This is a genomic window from Lysinibacillus sp. NPDC097214 (assembly GCF_050277945.1).
Taxonomy (GTDB): domain Bacteria; phylum Bacillota; class Bacilli; order Bacillales_A; family Planococcaceae; genus Lysinibacillus; species Lysinibacillus xylanilyticus_B.
On record NZ_JBNNSS010000006.1, the window covers coordinates 206,479 to 222,186 of the forward strand.

A 15,708-nucleotide genomic window follows, 5' to 3' on the forward strand; every position below is an offset into this window, starting at 1 on the left:
AGCTGGCAAACAGTCTATTATTTACCCAATTTAATTATGATTAAAGGAGATTTAAAGTGATCAAAAAATTTACATCTAGAATTACTCTAGCACTTATTTTAGTATTAATTAGTTTCTCATTCGCCCCTTCTGCAGAAGCTGCACCTGCTATTACAGTAGAAATTGATGGTGATGAAGTAGAATTTGACCAAGGTGCAGTATCTATTAATGGACGAACTTTAGTACCAATGCGAACAATTTTCGAGGAATTAGAATCAACAGTACAATGGAATGCAAAAACAAAATCAATTACAGCTGTCCGAGGTACAAAAAAAATTGGTTTAGTAATTGGTAGCAAAACTGCCACTGTTAATGGGCAAAAAATTGCTTTAGACGTTGCTCCTCAGATTATTAATGGTAGAACACTAGTGCCTCTTCGTTTTATTAGTGAAGCACTTGGTGCAAAGGTTGATTGGAATAATCAAACGAAAACAGTTTACATTACTACTTATGTAGGTGCTGATAGATACTATTTTGTAAATCTACAAACTAAAAATTTAGAACTTATTTCAGAAGACCGTTATGATCAGGAAGATCCATTTAATTCTTCACGTGAACTTGTAAGTGATTTTATCTTTACTTCATACCTAGATAATAATAAAGAATTCTATTCTCAGCATACCGTTCGAGTATCAAATGGTGGTACAGGATTTGCTACTCCGCATGATGCCTATATGGAACTAGATGGAACTATTGTTAATGGTAAGGCCTCTGGTGAATATACTATCGAACTATTCGATATAAAAACCGAATCTCATAAAAAGACATATACTGGTTCTTTTAAAGATATAACATATGATCGCAATATTAAAATTACAGTACAGGAAATCATCAATAAAAATCATGTGAAATGATTTTCAGGAAAATGAACATAAACTGTACATTCTTAAAATGAATGTACATGGCTTATGATCTGATTTTCAGGAATGTCTATACAATACAAACAAGGAATAAACCGTAGCCAAAACATGATATTTTTGGCTACGCTGTCTTCCCTTATAAAATATACTGTAGATTAATCTTTGCTTAGTCCTCGTGAAGGTGGGACAGTTCCTTACACTCTTATTATTTTGAACTTCAGAAACCGATGATGATTTATCTTTTGTTGAATTCAGATGGTAGTATCGGCTTTACTTCTTAGTGTAGTGCCTCTATTAGTTCTTACATGGACTGATAGAGGTATTTTTTATTCTACGTAATTCTATACTTTTCAAAGTGATAGGAATAATCTTAGAATTTTTAATAATTCTAATACGCTTTTTGCCTTAAAAAACAACAAATAAGTTAAATAGAGCTAATCAAATTAGGAGGTATAAAATTACAGTTTTAAAAAAAGAAGCAATCATATATTTGATTGCCTCAGGATTTAACTTTGTAAAGAAATAAATTTCTCTACTGACAGGATTCCTTCGCCCCTACTAGTTTTATTCCTCTCGTTCGTTATCATACAAAATCAAACGGCTAGTTATATACAATACTACTAATTCGCAATCAGCTTATTATTCTCACTGGTGCTAGCATACCTCTTCTAACGTCTACAAATGTTCCACTTCTACCATCACTTTTTTAATTTCCATAGGTTTCCTCTATTCTGTAATAAGAATGTTTAACAATTATAGCTTTGCATCTATAAGGATATACAGTGATCTCTTAGCTAACTTACTTTGCTTATATTGGATTCGTCAGCCTCATACTATAGAAACCTTAAGAAGCTCGCCATAATCTAATACTATTTCAGTTGAAAATAGCCGATAAGGAGGGAAATTACACAATTAAGTATTATTGCATTTGTAACAAAAACGATGAGAAATACGAGATTGTCAATTATTATGAACGAAATTGATGCAAGAAAAGGTAATAGTTACGACAGAAAAGCCCTAAGGAGATCATTCTCCCTAGGGCTTATTATTAAACAATTATTTAATTACTAAAATTATTGTTGATTAGAGATTTTAATTGTAGCTGTACCTTTTACAGTAGAACCTTCAGCAGTTGCAGTTACAACAACTTCTCCATCAGCTTTAGCAGTTAATTCACCAGTAGTTGCGTCAATAGAAGCTAATTCTGGCTTATCTACAGACCAAGTTACTTTTTTATTTGTTGCGTTCGTAGGTGCAACAGTAGCAGTAAATGTTGCTTTACCGTCTTTAGTTGTAATTTCAGTTACAGAAGCTGTTACAGCGATAGAAGTTACAGCTACAGGAGCAGCAACAACAGTAGTTGTAGTAGCAGCACTTACAACACCAGCAGCATTAGTTGCAGTAACCTTTAATTCAGTTCCAGCAGTTTGGGCAGTGATAGCAACTGAATATTTACCATCTGTACCTACAGTAGCATTACCAAGTTCAGTCCCAGCAGCAGTTTTAACAGAAACAGTTGTACCAGCATCAGCAGTTCCTGTTACAGTAGTTGCAGTGCTAAGAACTTGAGCTACAGTTGGAGCAGCTGGAGCTACAGCTTTAACATCTACATATACATCAAATGCATCCTTTTCAGCTACAGCTTTAACAAGATTACCTTTTACATCTGTTAAGAAACGAGGACTTACTGAAACAGAATAAACACCTTTAGTATTTTGTAATGCTCCAAGGAATGTAATTTCAAGAGCATCACCTGCAGTAGCTACAGTATAATCTTTACCTGGAACAAGTTTCGCATCTTTGTCATTTGTAATAATGAAATCAGAAGCTGCGTTCGGGTCTAATGTATTATTTAATTGTAAAGCTTCACCGAATGTTACTTCAATTCCACCACCAGTTGCAAATCCTTTAACAGTTTTAATTTCAGCACTGATTTTGTCATTCGCTACAGAAGAACCAGAGCTTACTTTAGTTCCATCAACAGTTGCAGTTGATGCGTTTTGTACTACCTCAACCTTAACTGCTGAATTTTTAGTAGAGTAAGTTGCATCATCATTTAATAAATTAGAATCAGCAAGTGTTAATTCAACTTTTGTACCTGTTTTATCTAGTTTAGCAGAAATTACGTTTAATACTGAATTATCTGCAGTCACTTTGAAATCATTAATATTTAATGTATTTTCTAATAAAGCACGGCTAAATTCAACAGAAATTTTGTTGTTTTCTGTAGCGTCAGCACCTTTATAAGTTACAGCTGTTTGAGCTAGAACGTCTAAATCTTGTGTTAAACCTTGTAAGAAGTTACCTTTATCATCTTTAACTAATTGAACGCGTAATTTTTTAATATCATCAACTTTTACTTCAGATGTTGGTAAGTAGATAATAGAAGACTTGCCATCTGGAGAAATATTTACAGAAGTTCCAGTTGGTAGTTTTTTCCATACGCCTTTATCATCCATATATAAATATTTTTCTGCTTCTACAGCTGAACCATCACCACTTACTGCCATTTTCTTATCGAAGTTAACAACAAGAGAATTGTTAGCTGGATTTTTTACAACAGTTGATGCTTTTGGTTCTGAAGAATCACCAACAGTGATAGATTTAGAATATGGTAACATTACGTTTTTAAGAGTTGTATTATCACTTACACCAGCTACTTCAACTGTGTAAGTTTTACCAGCTGTTAAACCATCAACTAATTGAACTTTTACTTCTTTGTTATTAGTTGAGTTAAGTGTAGGAGTTTTGTACTTGCTAACAACTTTACCATCTGCATCTTTAATTACATAATTAGCAGCTTTTTCAACTGATTCTTTATCTAAACCTTTGTTAAATTTGATAGTAAATGCTTTTGTTTTTTCATCATATACTAGACTTGAAACTTCAGGACGAGTTTGGTCGATTACTGGGTTAACTTGGATTTTAGAATCTGCTGCGATTGCATTGCTAGAGTAATCTTTTACTCCTGTAACATAAAGATCAGTTGTATATTGAATTTTGTTGTTACTGAAATCAAATTCAAATGTATCTTCAGAAATTTGTGTTACTCCAGTTGGATACTTTTTAGAAGTACCTTGTAACCAATAAGCACTTGTTGTAGTCACAGTATCAGGATCTACTTGCTCACTGAATTTAAGTGTAACTTTTTCAAAAGTAGCTTTTTCTACTGATGCAATTGTAGGTGCTGTAACGTCTTTAACTACAGAGAATTTATGTTCTGAATTTAAAGATTTGAAGTTATTAAAGTCAGTAACATCTTTAACAGCTACAGTGTGCTCTCCATCTTCAAGTGTAGTATAAAGTTTAACAATTACATTATTACCATTAACTTTAACATCTCCAACTATAGTTTTACCGTCAATTGTGAAGTTAGAAGCGTTAGCATTGTTAATTGGTTCACTGAATTTAACGCTTAATGTTTTGTTTCCAAGCGCTTTAACATCAGCTACAGTAGGAAGAGTTGCATCTACTGGAGTAAATTTATATTCTTTAACGCTAATTTCTTTATCTCCAGCTTTAACGTTATTGAAAGTTAATTTATGTTCAACTTGGTTAGCAAACGGAGTAGATTTTTTAGTGTCTAAAGTTAAAGTTACTGATTTACCATCTTCTGATAAAGTAGCAGATTTAATAACTTTTCCTTTGATTTCATAGTTATCAGCATCAGTCGCTGTAGCTTTATCAACTTTACCGTCAAATGCGATTACTGCTTCTACAAGGTTAGTTGCAGTTACAGATTTAACTGCTGTAGCTGTAGTTACAACGTAAGTAACTTTTGCTTTGTATTCTACATCTTTGATTTTGAAAGTAACTTCAGTTTCTTTATTAGGCTCTAAAGCTTTTTCTAAAGTGATAGTTTCTTTAGTACCATCTGTTAAAGTTACGTTTAAAGTTTTAGCGTCAACTACTTCAACTTTGTCAACTTTTACAGTTGCATCTTCTGCAAGATCAAGAGCGCGAGAGAATACTACTGCAAATTCTTGACGAGTGATTGAAGCATTTGGGTTTAGGTTTGTTTTACCATTTACTTCAGAACCTTTGATAATGCCGTTTGCAACAGCAACTTCTAGGTAAGATTTAGCCCATGGTTTAACAGTAGAAGCGTCAGCGAAATCTTTAAGATCTGCTTCACCTTCTAATTCGAAAGCTTCTACAAGAATTTTAGCTGCTTCAGAACGAGTTAAATTTTTAGCTGGTGCGAATTCAGTTGCACTTACACCTTCAAAAATTCCGTATTCTACAGTAGCTGCGATTGCATCATAGTACCAAGCGTCTTTTTTAACGTCTTTGAAATCTACAGTGCCTTCAGCTTCTAATTCTAAAGCACCTGTGAAGATTTGAGCTGCTTCTGCACGAGTGATTGATTTAGTTGGGTTGAAGTTACCTTTTTCATCACCAGAGATTACTCCAGCGTCCACTAAAGCTTGAACTGCTTCTTTAGCGTAAGGTGCTACTTTATCGAAATCCTTGATTGTTGCTGCTGATGCTGCAGGAACGATTGCTGCTGCAACAAGTGCTGCTGTTGCTGATGCCGCGAAAAACTTACGGCCTTTGTTTTGCTTTGCCATTATTGTATTCCTCCCTAACATTTCCTTTAAATTGGTATTATCCTCACGAAAACTATAGTACTGCTTAGCCTAAATGTATGTATTATAGCTTCCTTGAATAATAAAAAAACCTACAAGCAAATTTTCTTAGTAATTTCACTAGAAAAAGAGTATTAGAATACCATTCTAGTAAATTTATTCACTTTCCACAATAATATAACACTATCTTTCTCTAAATTCAAGCATTATGGCATAAATTTAGATATAGAAGATTTTTTTACCGGTTATATTATGGTATCCACTATAACCCAATATTATTACCTTATTTAGGTTGGTAACATATAGAACCATTTCCTATTATACCTGACTCTCAACATTATCCAAGCATTTTCTGGAATAGATACGAAATTGTCAAATATTAAAGACTTCCGTAAATAATTAGTCATAATTGTAAAGAAACAGAAATATATAACGTGATTTCCAAAGGAGGAATGTATTTTCCTTCATTATTATTACTATAAAAACGCATCTGTTCCTATGTTGTAATAATAGATTCCCTATTTTTATGCTACACTTTTGATAGTTTGATAGGATCCTATCAACTTTCGAAAGGAGCTTGAAAAATGAAAGGTAAACTCTCTATTTTCGGGGCCATGCTTATTGCGATGTTCTATTTAGCACCTACAAATGTAGCAGCAGAAGATATTTCTAAGCACTGGGCCTACTATGAAATGAACTATCTTATTACACACAATTTAATGAAAGGTGATGACTCAGGCAATTATCGCCCGAATGATTCCGTCACTCGTGCTGAATTCACCGCATTTCTAGTAAGAGCACTTGACTTACCAGAAGTATCTACGAAACCTAACTTCTCGGATGTACGTGAAGGAGATTGGTATTACGATGTCATAAAACAGGCGAGTCACTATCAATTAGTCAAAGGCAATGCAAATGGAAAGTTTAATCCAAATGATAAAATTGATCGTCAGCAAATGGCTGCCATGCTAAAAAGAGCACTCGATTACCAAAACATCAAGACGACTGCCTCCCCTCTTAAGTTTAATGACAATGCTAGTATCGCTAAATGGGCGTATGCCGATGTACAAGAAGTCGTGTCGTTAGGACTGATTGTTGGTAAGCCGAACAATACATTTGCGCCACTTGCCCAAGCAACACGTGCTGAGTCAGCTACTGTACTCTATCGATTGATACATTTAGATGCACCTGAAGTTGGTGGCAAGCAATATACTACTACCAACTACTCACAGGACTACAAGGCTGTGGTGGATAAACAGGCGAAAAATAATCCAAAAGTAGATGGTGCTGGCGTTTTCACAGCTAGCGAGGCACTAGTGTCATACTATGTGCACCCTAAAAGTTTTATTCAAGATAGTCCGTCCTTTTATCAATTTTTAAAATTATCGACGGCTGTTACGAATCTAAATGCAAAAACGATCAACGAAAAAGTTCTTTATAATAAAGGAAATTTAATCGGTACAGCAGAGGCCTTTATTCAGGCAGGTGTTGATCATAATATTAATGCTATCTATTTGTTATCACATGCATTGCATGAAACAGGCAATGGCGCTTCAGCACTGGCAAACGGTATTGAAGTTGGTCTCGATAAGGACGGTAAAGCAGTAATGGTCACGACTGAAAATCGAAACAGCCTGACTGCTATTAAGAAAACATACAATGTTTATGGCATTGGTGCTATTGATGCAAACGCCAATAAATATGGGGCTGAACGAGCTTATACAAATGGATGGTTCACGATCAAGGATGCGATTGTTGGTGGGGCACAATTTGTGAAAGATCAGTATATTAGTAAAGGGCAGGACACATTGTATAAAATGCGTTGGAATCCTGATAACCCAACGGTCCATCAGTATGCAACACATGTTATGTGGGCAGAGCTTCAGGCGCAAAAGATTTATGACATGTATGAATTAACGGGTGCCAATACTACGACTAACTTAGTATTTGACGTTCCTGTCTATCAAAACCAGTCTTCCCCTACTTCGTTACCTACTCCTACCAAGCAATATGCGGTAGATACAGCTTTAGCTGGGGCCACTGGACAGGCTACGGTTGACAACCTAAATATGAGAACTTATCCGAATACAGCGGATGCTTCTTCCATCATCACGAAATTACCAAAGGATACATCGTTCACAGTGATAGGTGAAAATGGCGGTTGGTACAAAGTCAAAGTGAATGGACAAGAAGGATGGCTATTTAAAGATTATGTAAATCTGAAAAATGGATTACAGATTGTTGATATGAACATCACGTTAAATGTAAGAAGCGAACCCTCTACTACGTCTTCCATTTTAGGTACTGTAAAGCCAAAAAGCTTTATCATTGGTGTTGTAGATGCTAATGGTGAGTTTGTAAAAAACGGTAACTGGTATAAGGTGATCTATAATGGCAAAACGGGATGGGTTTTTGGTGATTATATTGTAAATAATGAATCACTTGATTCAAAATAGGTTTATAAAGCAAGAGAGTGCGAATCATTTTAATTCGCACTCTTTCTTTATGTACATTCAATTATTCAAATCCAGGAAAAGTTTAAATTCCCCATGATGATACGCTTATTTTTATATAATATTTATATGCTACATATATAATAGAAGAAACTCAAATCACAAGGATTATATTACCATTTTATCATATTACTTTTACCGTCTTTTGAAAGATACTTTATTAGATTCATCACTGTAAAATTGAAAATGCAATTTACGTTTTCCTTCCCCTTCTTCTTCACAATTCGCCCCATATCATTCCACCGAAAATTTCCTGTCAATATTGCTTTTGTGGTATGATATATTGCAGATCAATTATGCCTTGGCATAATTGCGTCCTGAATCGGTTTTGTGCTTAGGCCTGCACGAGGGCCGACACGATGTCGGTCATTTCGGTAATGCCACAGGACGTGGCGTTTTTACCGATGCAGATCAGTTAGCCTAAGAACTCTTTTCCGATTCCGTGACACCCGCTGAAAGAAGTGAAAAAGGAAATAAAGAAAGGTTTGAACACTATATGAAGCATGTAACGATTATGGGCGTACCCTTTTTACATAGTAAACAGCAAGAGTTTGTTGATTTACTCGTCAATCGTATTGAACATGAAGAAAAGACATTCGTCATTACAGCAAATCCCGAAGTCGTGATGCAGGCAAATGAAAATCCTACTGTCATGAATTATCTGAAGAAAGCTACTTACGTTTGTGCAGATGGTATTGGTGTTGTGAAAGCTGCACAAATACTTGGTGATCCGCTTCCGGAGCGTGTCACTGGTTACGACACGATGGTACGACTTTTAGAAGTGGGCAATACAAAGCGCTTTAAAATCTATCTGTTAGGCGCGCAAAATGAAACGCTTGAAAAGACTGTGCAAAATATCAATCAAACATATCCAAATGTGGACGTAGTAGGCTATCATGATGGATTTTTTGATTGGAACAAGAATGATATTACAAATGAAATTGCTGCATTAAAGCCTGATCTTGTATTTGTTGCCTTAGGTGTGCCAAGACAAGAAAAATGGATTTCCGAAAATTTGGATCAATTTAGCAAAGGTGTATTTATAGGTGTTGGTGGTTCCTTTGATGTCATTGCAGGAACAGTCAAACGGGCTCCTGTTATCTGGCAAAAATTAAATCTCGAATGGCTCTACCGACTGCTTCGTCAGCCAAGTCGTTTTGGAAGAATGCTTGTCCTCCCTCGATTTGCTTTAAAGGTTTTCGCAATAAAATTTAAAGGTCAGGGAGCACCAAAATGAGTCAGTCTACATTTGTCAAAAGCACTCTTGTCCTAACAATTGCTATGTTGCTTTCTAAAGTTATTGGTAGTATTTTCAGAATTCCGCTACAAAATATCGCGGGCGATGAGGTTCTTGGTATTTTCAGTTTAGTGTATCCAGTCTATATGGTGGCACTCTATTTATCCGTTGCTGGAATCCCTATTGCCATTTCGAAGCTTATTGCGGAGGCCAATGCAAAAAAAGACATAGATAAAGTGAAGAAAATTTATGTCACAGCAAGCATCCTAGCGCTATGCTTTGGCGTCTTAAGTTTTGCAATCATTTATGGCTTTTCAACTGAAATCGCAAACGCTTTAGGGGGCCCTTCAACAAAAATTGCATTAATTATTGTTGCTCTTACATTGCTCGTTGCTCCTTATATGGCTGTCTATCGAGGATTTTTCCAAGGTTATGGGGATATGCGTCCGACTGCGATCTCTCAGGTAATTGAACAGTTAGTGCGTGTTGCTCTAATTTTAATTGTTGCCTATTTCCTAGTTGCAATGGATTATTCCACTGACATTGTCGCTGGGGGTATTATGGCAGGCTCTGTCATTGGGGCTGTTGCATCCCTCTTCTATTTACGCTATAAATATTTCCGTTCATCTGTAAAAGTAACCAGCAAGGAGAAATATAAATTTAACGATTTCTCATTCTGGGGTAAGACAATTTTAAAAATATCGATTCCGATTGCCATCGGTTCTGTCACAATGGCACTCTTTAACTTTGTTGACTCCTTTACAGTAACGTACGGCTTAAGAAGTGCTGGTGCTGACTCAAGTGAAATTAGTTTCCTTTATGGGATTTATGGTCGAGGATTAACGCTTGTTCAAATTACAACTGTTTTTGCGTCCTCTATCATATTACCGCTTGTTCCACTGATTACGACAAAAATAGCCGAACGTAAATTAGATGAAACACGTGGGATTATTGAGCAAACACACCGTATTACTCATCTAATTTCCTGGCCAGCTGCTTTAGGGTTACTAGCATTAACCTTACCTTTAAACCTCGCTCTTTTTACAGACTTAGAGGGAAGCTTAATGTTAGCAATTATTAACCTTAGCTCTGTATTTACATCCCTGACACTACTTGGTACAGGTATTTTACAAGGGATGAATGCTGCCAAAACAGGAGCCATCATCATTATTAGTGGCGTTGTACTAAAGATTTTTTCAAACATCTTCTTTATCCAAGCCTTCGGATTAGACGGGGCTGCCTATGCAACATTATTTGTTTACTTTGTTTTATTTATTGTAAATTCTATTTTTATTTATCGTGCAATTCGTTTCACTGTATTTGGGAAAGATACCATCAAAATCATCCTATCTTCTATCCTAATGGGAGCTGCTGTCGGATTGCCTACACTATGGTTTGATATTGAAAAGTGGTCAAGACTATGGGCAATGGGTTATCTAGCTGTTGCAATTGGTATTGGATGTGTTATTTATTTCCTTTTATTATGGCTAATGAAGGCCATTGATAAACAAGATTTAAAGAAAATCCCGATTATCGGAAAAAAGTTTTCATAAATAAGAGAGGTAGAAAATTTATGTCGAAACAGAAATGGCTTTGGGGAATTGTCATCCTATTGCTTGTCGTGTCTTCACCTGGAATCATGATGAGATGGAATGCTGAGCAATCAAATGATGCCTATGAAATAGTGATTCCTTATGATGAAATTCAAGTAGTAAACAAGGAAAGCGATTTAACAATGGATAAAATCCTTTCCTCTTTAAAAGATGCAGGGCTTACAACGGTTAGCCTTGAGCCGTTAACATTAAAGGAAATGGAACATCAAAGCCTGATTTCCATTTACAATGAAAATGAATTAGCGGCACAACTACGTTTCACGCCTTATAAAGATGCTATTGATAGCAGTAAGAGTGGATACTATATTAGCGTTCCTGAAAACGCAAGCTATCAACAGCTCATTAAAGACAGCATTAAGCCCGAAGAAGTACAAATAGGAGATGAGTCTTTCTATTTTCTTCCGAGCTCAAACCATCGTTATGATTTAAAAACACCGATTGGTTACGATAAGCCTGCAATAGAGATGATCAACAAGCATGATCTGTCCCTCATTTTTAAAGTAGAAAATGCAGACAATAAAGCGGCAAACGAAAAAATCGTTAAGCAATTGCTTGAATTAAAAGATTCATCAGCAGGCCGTTTACTTGGTTCAGGGACTGAAGCGATCGGATTTGGACAAAAATTCGGACAAAATTCAGGTAATGTATTCGTTGAAAAACTAAGTGAGGCAGGCTACTATTTCTACACAATTGAAAGTAATCCCCTTAAGGGTGAAGACCAAATTGCCAAAAGTACAGATTATAATATGATTCGCTTGCACAGCATCAATGTCAACAGAGAGACAAAGCTAAAGCTTAATGCAAGCATTGATCGTACAACACGCGCGGTGAAAGAGCGAAATATTCGATCTATCTTCTATCATATTAAAACAAAAGGTAATGCTGAGAAAAATTTGGCTGAAACAATTGATTATTTAACGGGTGTTCAAAAACAGATGCCAAATCATTTCAAGTCTGGCACTCCACAACTATTTGATGTTGTTGCAGTACCAACATGGGTAACGGCACTTGTCTTATTGGCAGGTATTGTATTTACTTACCTTGTTTCAGAACTTGTGAAATGGATGCCTCTTCGTATAACGGCAGTTGTATTTATGAGTGCTTTAGCCATTGCGTACTTCCTTCTGAAAAGTACCCTTTTCTTACAAGCATTCGCGTTAATTATTGCAGTTATGGCCCCAACGTATGCAGTCATTAAAGCAGCTAAGGGCTCTAAGAATATTGCTTCGATCTTACTACAATATTTGAAAGCAGTAGGTATTAGCATCATTGGTATCGTTATTGTCATTGGATTATTAAATGGCAATGCATTTATGACAGGCTTTGAAGCATTTAAAGGTGTTAAGCTCGTTTATGTTGTTCCAATCGCAGGTGTATTAGTATTTGTGCTACTAGAACTTAACCGTCTAGTTGATCAAAATCTAAAGAAAACACTTTCGAATACCGTTACTTTATTAAATAAAGATCTAAAATATTGGCATGTTTTACTACTAATCGTCGTTGCAGGAATAGGATTATTCTATATCAGTCGAACAGGTAATTCTGGTTCCGTTAGTAATGCAGAATTGGTATTTAGACAATGGCTTGAAAATATACTATATGTTCGACCAAGAACGAAGGAATTTTTAATTGGTTTCCCATTCTTTGTTTTAGCGCTATATGTGATGGGCATTAATCGAAAATGGGGCAGTATCCTTCTAGTACCAGGTGTTATTGGATTCTTGTCTATCGTTAATACCTTTACACATTTACACATCCCTGTTGCTGTGTCGGCATTACGTACACTTTATAGCGTTTCACTTGGTTTTGTCGTAGGACTAGTATTTATCTTTATCTTCAAGATCGGTTACCGTTTTATTTCTAAAGCAGTCGCGAGGTGGTCATAATGCATGTTGTATTGTCTGGCTACTACGGATTCGATAATGTTGGCGATGATGCGATCCTGCTTTCCATTATCCAAGCTCTAAGAAAATGTCAACGTAATATAGACATTACGGTATTATCGAATAATCCAGCGGCCACTGAAAAAACATATGGTGTGAAGGCCGTGAATCGTTGGAAAATGAACGAAATCAGACAAGTACTAAAATCAGCAGATGGGCTCATCAGTGGTGGCGGTAGCCTCATGCAAGACCAAACAGGAATGAAGACGATTCCTTACTATGCGGGCATTATTCAAATGGCAAAATGGTTAAAAAAACCTGTGTTTGTTTACGCTCAAGGTATGGGTCCAATCAATCATCCTGTAAGTAAATTTATTGTTCGCAAAGCCTTTAATAAGGTAGAAATAACAGTGCGAGATAAAGCCTCACAATCTCTTTTAACAGAGATTGGTGTCAAAAACGAGGCTTTAGTGGTGCCCGATCCGGTGATTGGACTTAACGGCAGCACCTTCCATACTGAATGGTTAGCAGATGCGTCCTTATCAGCGAACACTTATATTGCTATAAGTGTTCGTGACTGGCCATCAACAGTAGATTACAAGCAAAAAATAGCGAACAGCCTCGATCAATTAGTACGTCATGGAGAACAAATTGTCTTCTTGCCAATGCACGGTGAGCACGATGCAAAGTCTTCACAAGAAGTAGCAGCACTTATGCAAGAAAAGAGTATCATTGCCCCTGCTGATTTATCGATCGAAGAAAAAATTGCAGTAATTGGTCAATCTAAATTGCTGATTGGTATGAGATTGCACTCACTAATTTTCTCAGCCATCTACTCTACCCCATTTATTGCGATTTCTTACGATCCGAAAATCGATGCATTTGCTGACATCATGGATCAACCCATTATTGGACATGTTGAAGTAGATAATTGGGATGGGACATTATTGTTCGAACAAACTGTAAAAGTAATTGAACAATTACCAACCATCCAAGAAAACATGCGTCAAAAAGTCCAAGCGTTCCAAGCTGCCGCAGAGACGACAGCAAAATTAGCATTAGAGGCTTTCACAAAAGCATAGAAGTTACGAAAAAATGATGAATTTCAATAAAAATTGAAATTCATCATTTTTTTTGGAACTCTAACAATTTTAAAATGGATTGAGCCTGCTGCATATGCATCGCTAATACATATTGACTTGCCTGCATTAGAATTTGGGCCTTCACCATAGTCATCATTTCTTTGGCGATATCTGCATCACGAATACGAGACTCAGCATCTTGTAAGTTTTCTGCCGTGTTTACGGTCGCGTTATATGCGTGCTCTAGACGATTTTGGTAGGCACCTAGTCTTGAGCGCTCGCTTGATACACGCTTTAAAGCCTCGTCCATTGTGGAGATGGCTTTATCGGCATCCTCACGAGTTGCAATAGATGTCGTATCGTCCAAGCCAAGTGCTTCAGCACCCATATTGTTCATAAACAGCTCGATGCTTTGACCCGCGTTGGCCCCTGCCTGAATTTTAATACCGTTCGTATCATAATCCCCATTTAGCAATGTCTTACTATTAAACTCCGTGTCCTTCGAGATGCGCTGAATTTCTTTTTTTAATTCCTGAAATTCCAAATCGAGTTTCTCTCGATCACTATCCGTTAATGTATCGTTGGCTGCCTCGACTGCGAGCTCGCGCATGCGCTGAATCATAGCATGTGTTTCATTCAATGCTCCCTCAGCTGTTTGAACAAGTGAAACACCATCCTGGATATTCTTTGCGGCCATGTTCAAACCGCGAATTTGCGCACGCATTTTTTCAGAAATCGCAAGTCCCGCTGGATCATCAGCAGCACTATTAATGCGGTAGCCAGAAGAAATTCGAAGCATTGCCTTACTCATTGCCCCGTAATGTCTATTCATATTATTTAAAATTGACATCCCCGTCGCTGACCACTTTCCAAGCATCATTTCACCACCCCCTATTGTTATGTATATCGGTCTATTTTACATTTTTTTAAATCCAATTTGGTAATGGTTTCTAATTTAGTAAGCCCTATAGAGTAATGGTTTCTAATCCATTTTCATAATTTCAACTTTAGACCCATATCCATTTCACCTTGGCAAAATTGTGCCGCACTATTCATTCCATTCAACAGCCGTGACATCCGTCAGAGGTTTAGGAACCACATTCTCATTCATCTCATCTCCATCAGAGGTGGCAGTCTTCTATAACTGTCGTTTCACTTTCACTACAAAACATTTGCTGAATGAAGATAAAAACACCCATTTCTCATATATGGAAAGGGTGCTTAAATAAAATACCGTGTATTCAATTTTCGAAACCTCCGAGTTGATGGTTCTTTTGTTGTAGTAGTTCAAAAAAGAGATCTTTATTATGATCTAGTAATGCCTGGTCGATTAAATAATCAATGTTTTTCTGCTCCAATTCTGTAATGAGCTGATCTACTTCCCCAACAGTCACTGAAGATACAAGTGGTAACTGAGGCTTTGGAGTAGCGCTTTCAAGAATCGGTGCTAAATGCTCATGAACATTTGTAATTAATAATAATTGATATAATGGCAGTCGGATAAAACGATTCCCTTTCTGGAAAACAAATACCTCAGATATATTTTCAATTTGCTGTGTATTCAAATTGATAATCATCTCTTTACCTTCAATGGGAATGAAATGGAAAATCTCATTTTCTTTTAATATAGAGAAATATTGATAAGCAAACACGAGACGTAGTTTGTCTCCAGTAATTTTCGTGTAAAAAGGCTTCATATATTGAACTTGCATCATCCTTCATCCCTCCCTATATATCTGATTATTCAGATTTTAACACAAATAAATTATCTTGTTAACTATCTTCTCCTTGATTTTTTTCTTTCAAATCATTCGGCTTATCATGGACGCATTTTAATCGTATAATGGAAGGACAGTCTTTTTTTCTTTATTCTTACATGCTCACTAGCTATA

Annotated in this window: 9 protein-coding genes; 6 read left to right on the forward strand and 3 right to left on the reverse strand. The window is 36.3% G+C overall.

The features are described from left to right. Positions 1-56: 56 nt before the first annotated feature. Positions 57-893 carry a copper amine oxidase N-terminal domain-containing protein gene (locus ACQKMI_RS15610; RefSeq protein ID WP_427490397.1) on the forward strand — a complete coding sequence of 279 codons (837 nt, stop codon included), beginning with the start codon at positions 57-59 and terminating at the stop codon, positions 891-893. A gap of 1,079 nt (positions 894-1,972) precedes the next feature. On the opposite strand, the gene ACQKMI_RS15615 is transcribed toward ACQKMI_RS15610, so the two are convergent. Further along, the gene (locus tag ACQKMI_RS15615) at positions 1,973-5,470 is read right to left on the reverse strand and encodes an S-layer homology domain-containing protein (RefSeq protein ID WP_427490399.1); all 3,498 of its coding nucleotides are present in this window, start codon (positions 5,468-5,470) and stop codon (positions 1,973-1,975) included. A gap of 602 nt (positions 5,471-6,072) precedes the next feature. Between ACQKMI_RS15615 and ACQKMI_RS15620 the strand changes: the two genes are divergently transcribed. The 5 genes from ACQKMI_RS15620 to csaB all read left to right on the forward strand — a co-directional run bounded on the left by ACQKMI_RS15620 (position 6,073) and on the right by csaB (position 13,816). Further along, a complete protein-coding gene (locus tag ACQKMI_RS15620) occupies positions 6,073-7,944 on the forward strand; it encodes an S-layer homology domain-containing protein (RefSeq protein ID WP_427490401.1) in 1,872 nt (623 codons plus the stop codon). A 571-nt stretch (positions 7,945-8,515) separates the two neighbouring features. Next, positions 8,516-9,238 carry a WecB/TagA/CpsF family glycosyltransferase gene (locus tag ACQKMI_RS15625; protein ID WP_427490614.1) on the forward strand — a complete coding sequence of 241 codons (723 nt, stop codon included), beginning with the start codon at positions 8,516-8,518 and terminating at the stop codon, positions 9,236-9,238. Beyond that, on the forward strand, positions 9,235-10,791 hold the full coding sequence (locus ACQKMI_RS15630) for a putative polysaccharide biosynthesis protein (protein WP_427490403.1): 1,557 nt from the start codon (positions 9,235-9,237) through the stop codon (positions 10,789-10,791). Before ACQKMI_RS15625 ends, ACQKMI_RS15630 begins: the two co-directional genes overlap by 4 nt. Positions 10,792-10,811: 20 nt before the next feature. Further along, on the forward strand, positions 10,812-12,737 hold the full coding sequence (locus ACQKMI_RS15635) for a DUF5693 family protein (protein WP_427490405.1): 1,926 nt from the start codon (positions 10,812-10,814) through the stop codon (positions 12,735-12,737). Then, positions 12,737-13,816 (forward strand): polysaccharide pyruvyl transferase CsaB, encoded by a 1,080-nt coding sequence (gene csaB, locus ACQKMI_RS15640; protein ID WP_427490407.1) that lies wholly within the window; start codon positions 12,737-12,739, stop codon positions 13,814-13,816. Before ACQKMI_RS15635 ends, csaB begins: the two co-directional genes overlap by 1 nt. Before the next feature lie 43 nt (positions 13,817-13,859). Here csaB and ACQKMI_RS15645 read toward each other — a convergent pair whose 3' ends face one another. Both ACQKMI_RS15645 and ACQKMI_RS15650 read right to left on the reverse strand, forming a co-directional pair. Beyond that, positions 13,860-14,693: a flagellin gene (locus tag ACQKMI_RS15645; RefSeq protein WP_427490616.1), complete on the reverse strand. Its 834-nt coding sequence runs from the start codon at positions 14,691-14,693 to the stop codon at positions 13,860-13,862. A gap of 364 nt (positions 14,694-15,057) precedes the next feature. Next, a complete protein-coding gene (locus ACQKMI_RS15650; protein WP_268636099.1) occupies positions 15,058-15,531 on the reverse strand; it encodes a transcriptional regulator in 474 nt (157 codons plus the stop codon). Positions 15,532-15,708: the final 177 nt, after the last annotated feature.

Coding starts and splice junctions, on each gene's coding strand:
- ACQKMI_RS15620 (WP_427490401.1), top strand. CDS start 6,073: ATGAAAGGTAAACTCTCTATTTTCGGGGCCATGCTTATTGCGATGTTC.
- ACQKMI_RS15615 (WP_427490399.1), bottom strand. CDS start 5,470: ATGGCAAAGCAAAACAAAGGCCGTAAGTTTTTCGCGGCATCAGCAACA.
- ACQKMI_RS15625 (WP_427490614.1), top strand. CDS start 8,516: ATGGGCGTACCCTTTTTACATAGTAAACAGCAAGAGTTTGTTGATTTA.
- csaB (WP_427490407.1), top strand. CDS start 12,737: ATGCATGTTGTATTGTCTGGCTACTACGGATTCGATAATGTTGGCGAT.
- ACQKMI_RS15635 (WP_427490405.1), top strand. CDS start 10,812: ATGTCGAAACAGAAATGGCTTTGGGGAATTGTCATCCTATTGCTTGTC.
- ACQKMI_RS15630 (WP_427490403.1), top strand. CDS start 9,235: ATGAGTCAGTCTACATTTGTCAAAAGCACTCTTGTCCTAACAATTGCT.
- ACQKMI_RS15650 (WP_268636099.1), bottom strand. CDS start 15,531: ATGATGCAAGTTCAATATATGAAGCCTTTTTACACGAAAATTACTGGA.
- ACQKMI_RS15645 (WP_427490616.1), bottom strand. CDS start 14,693: ATGCTTGGAAAGTGGTCAGCGACGGGGATGTCAATTTTAAATAATATG.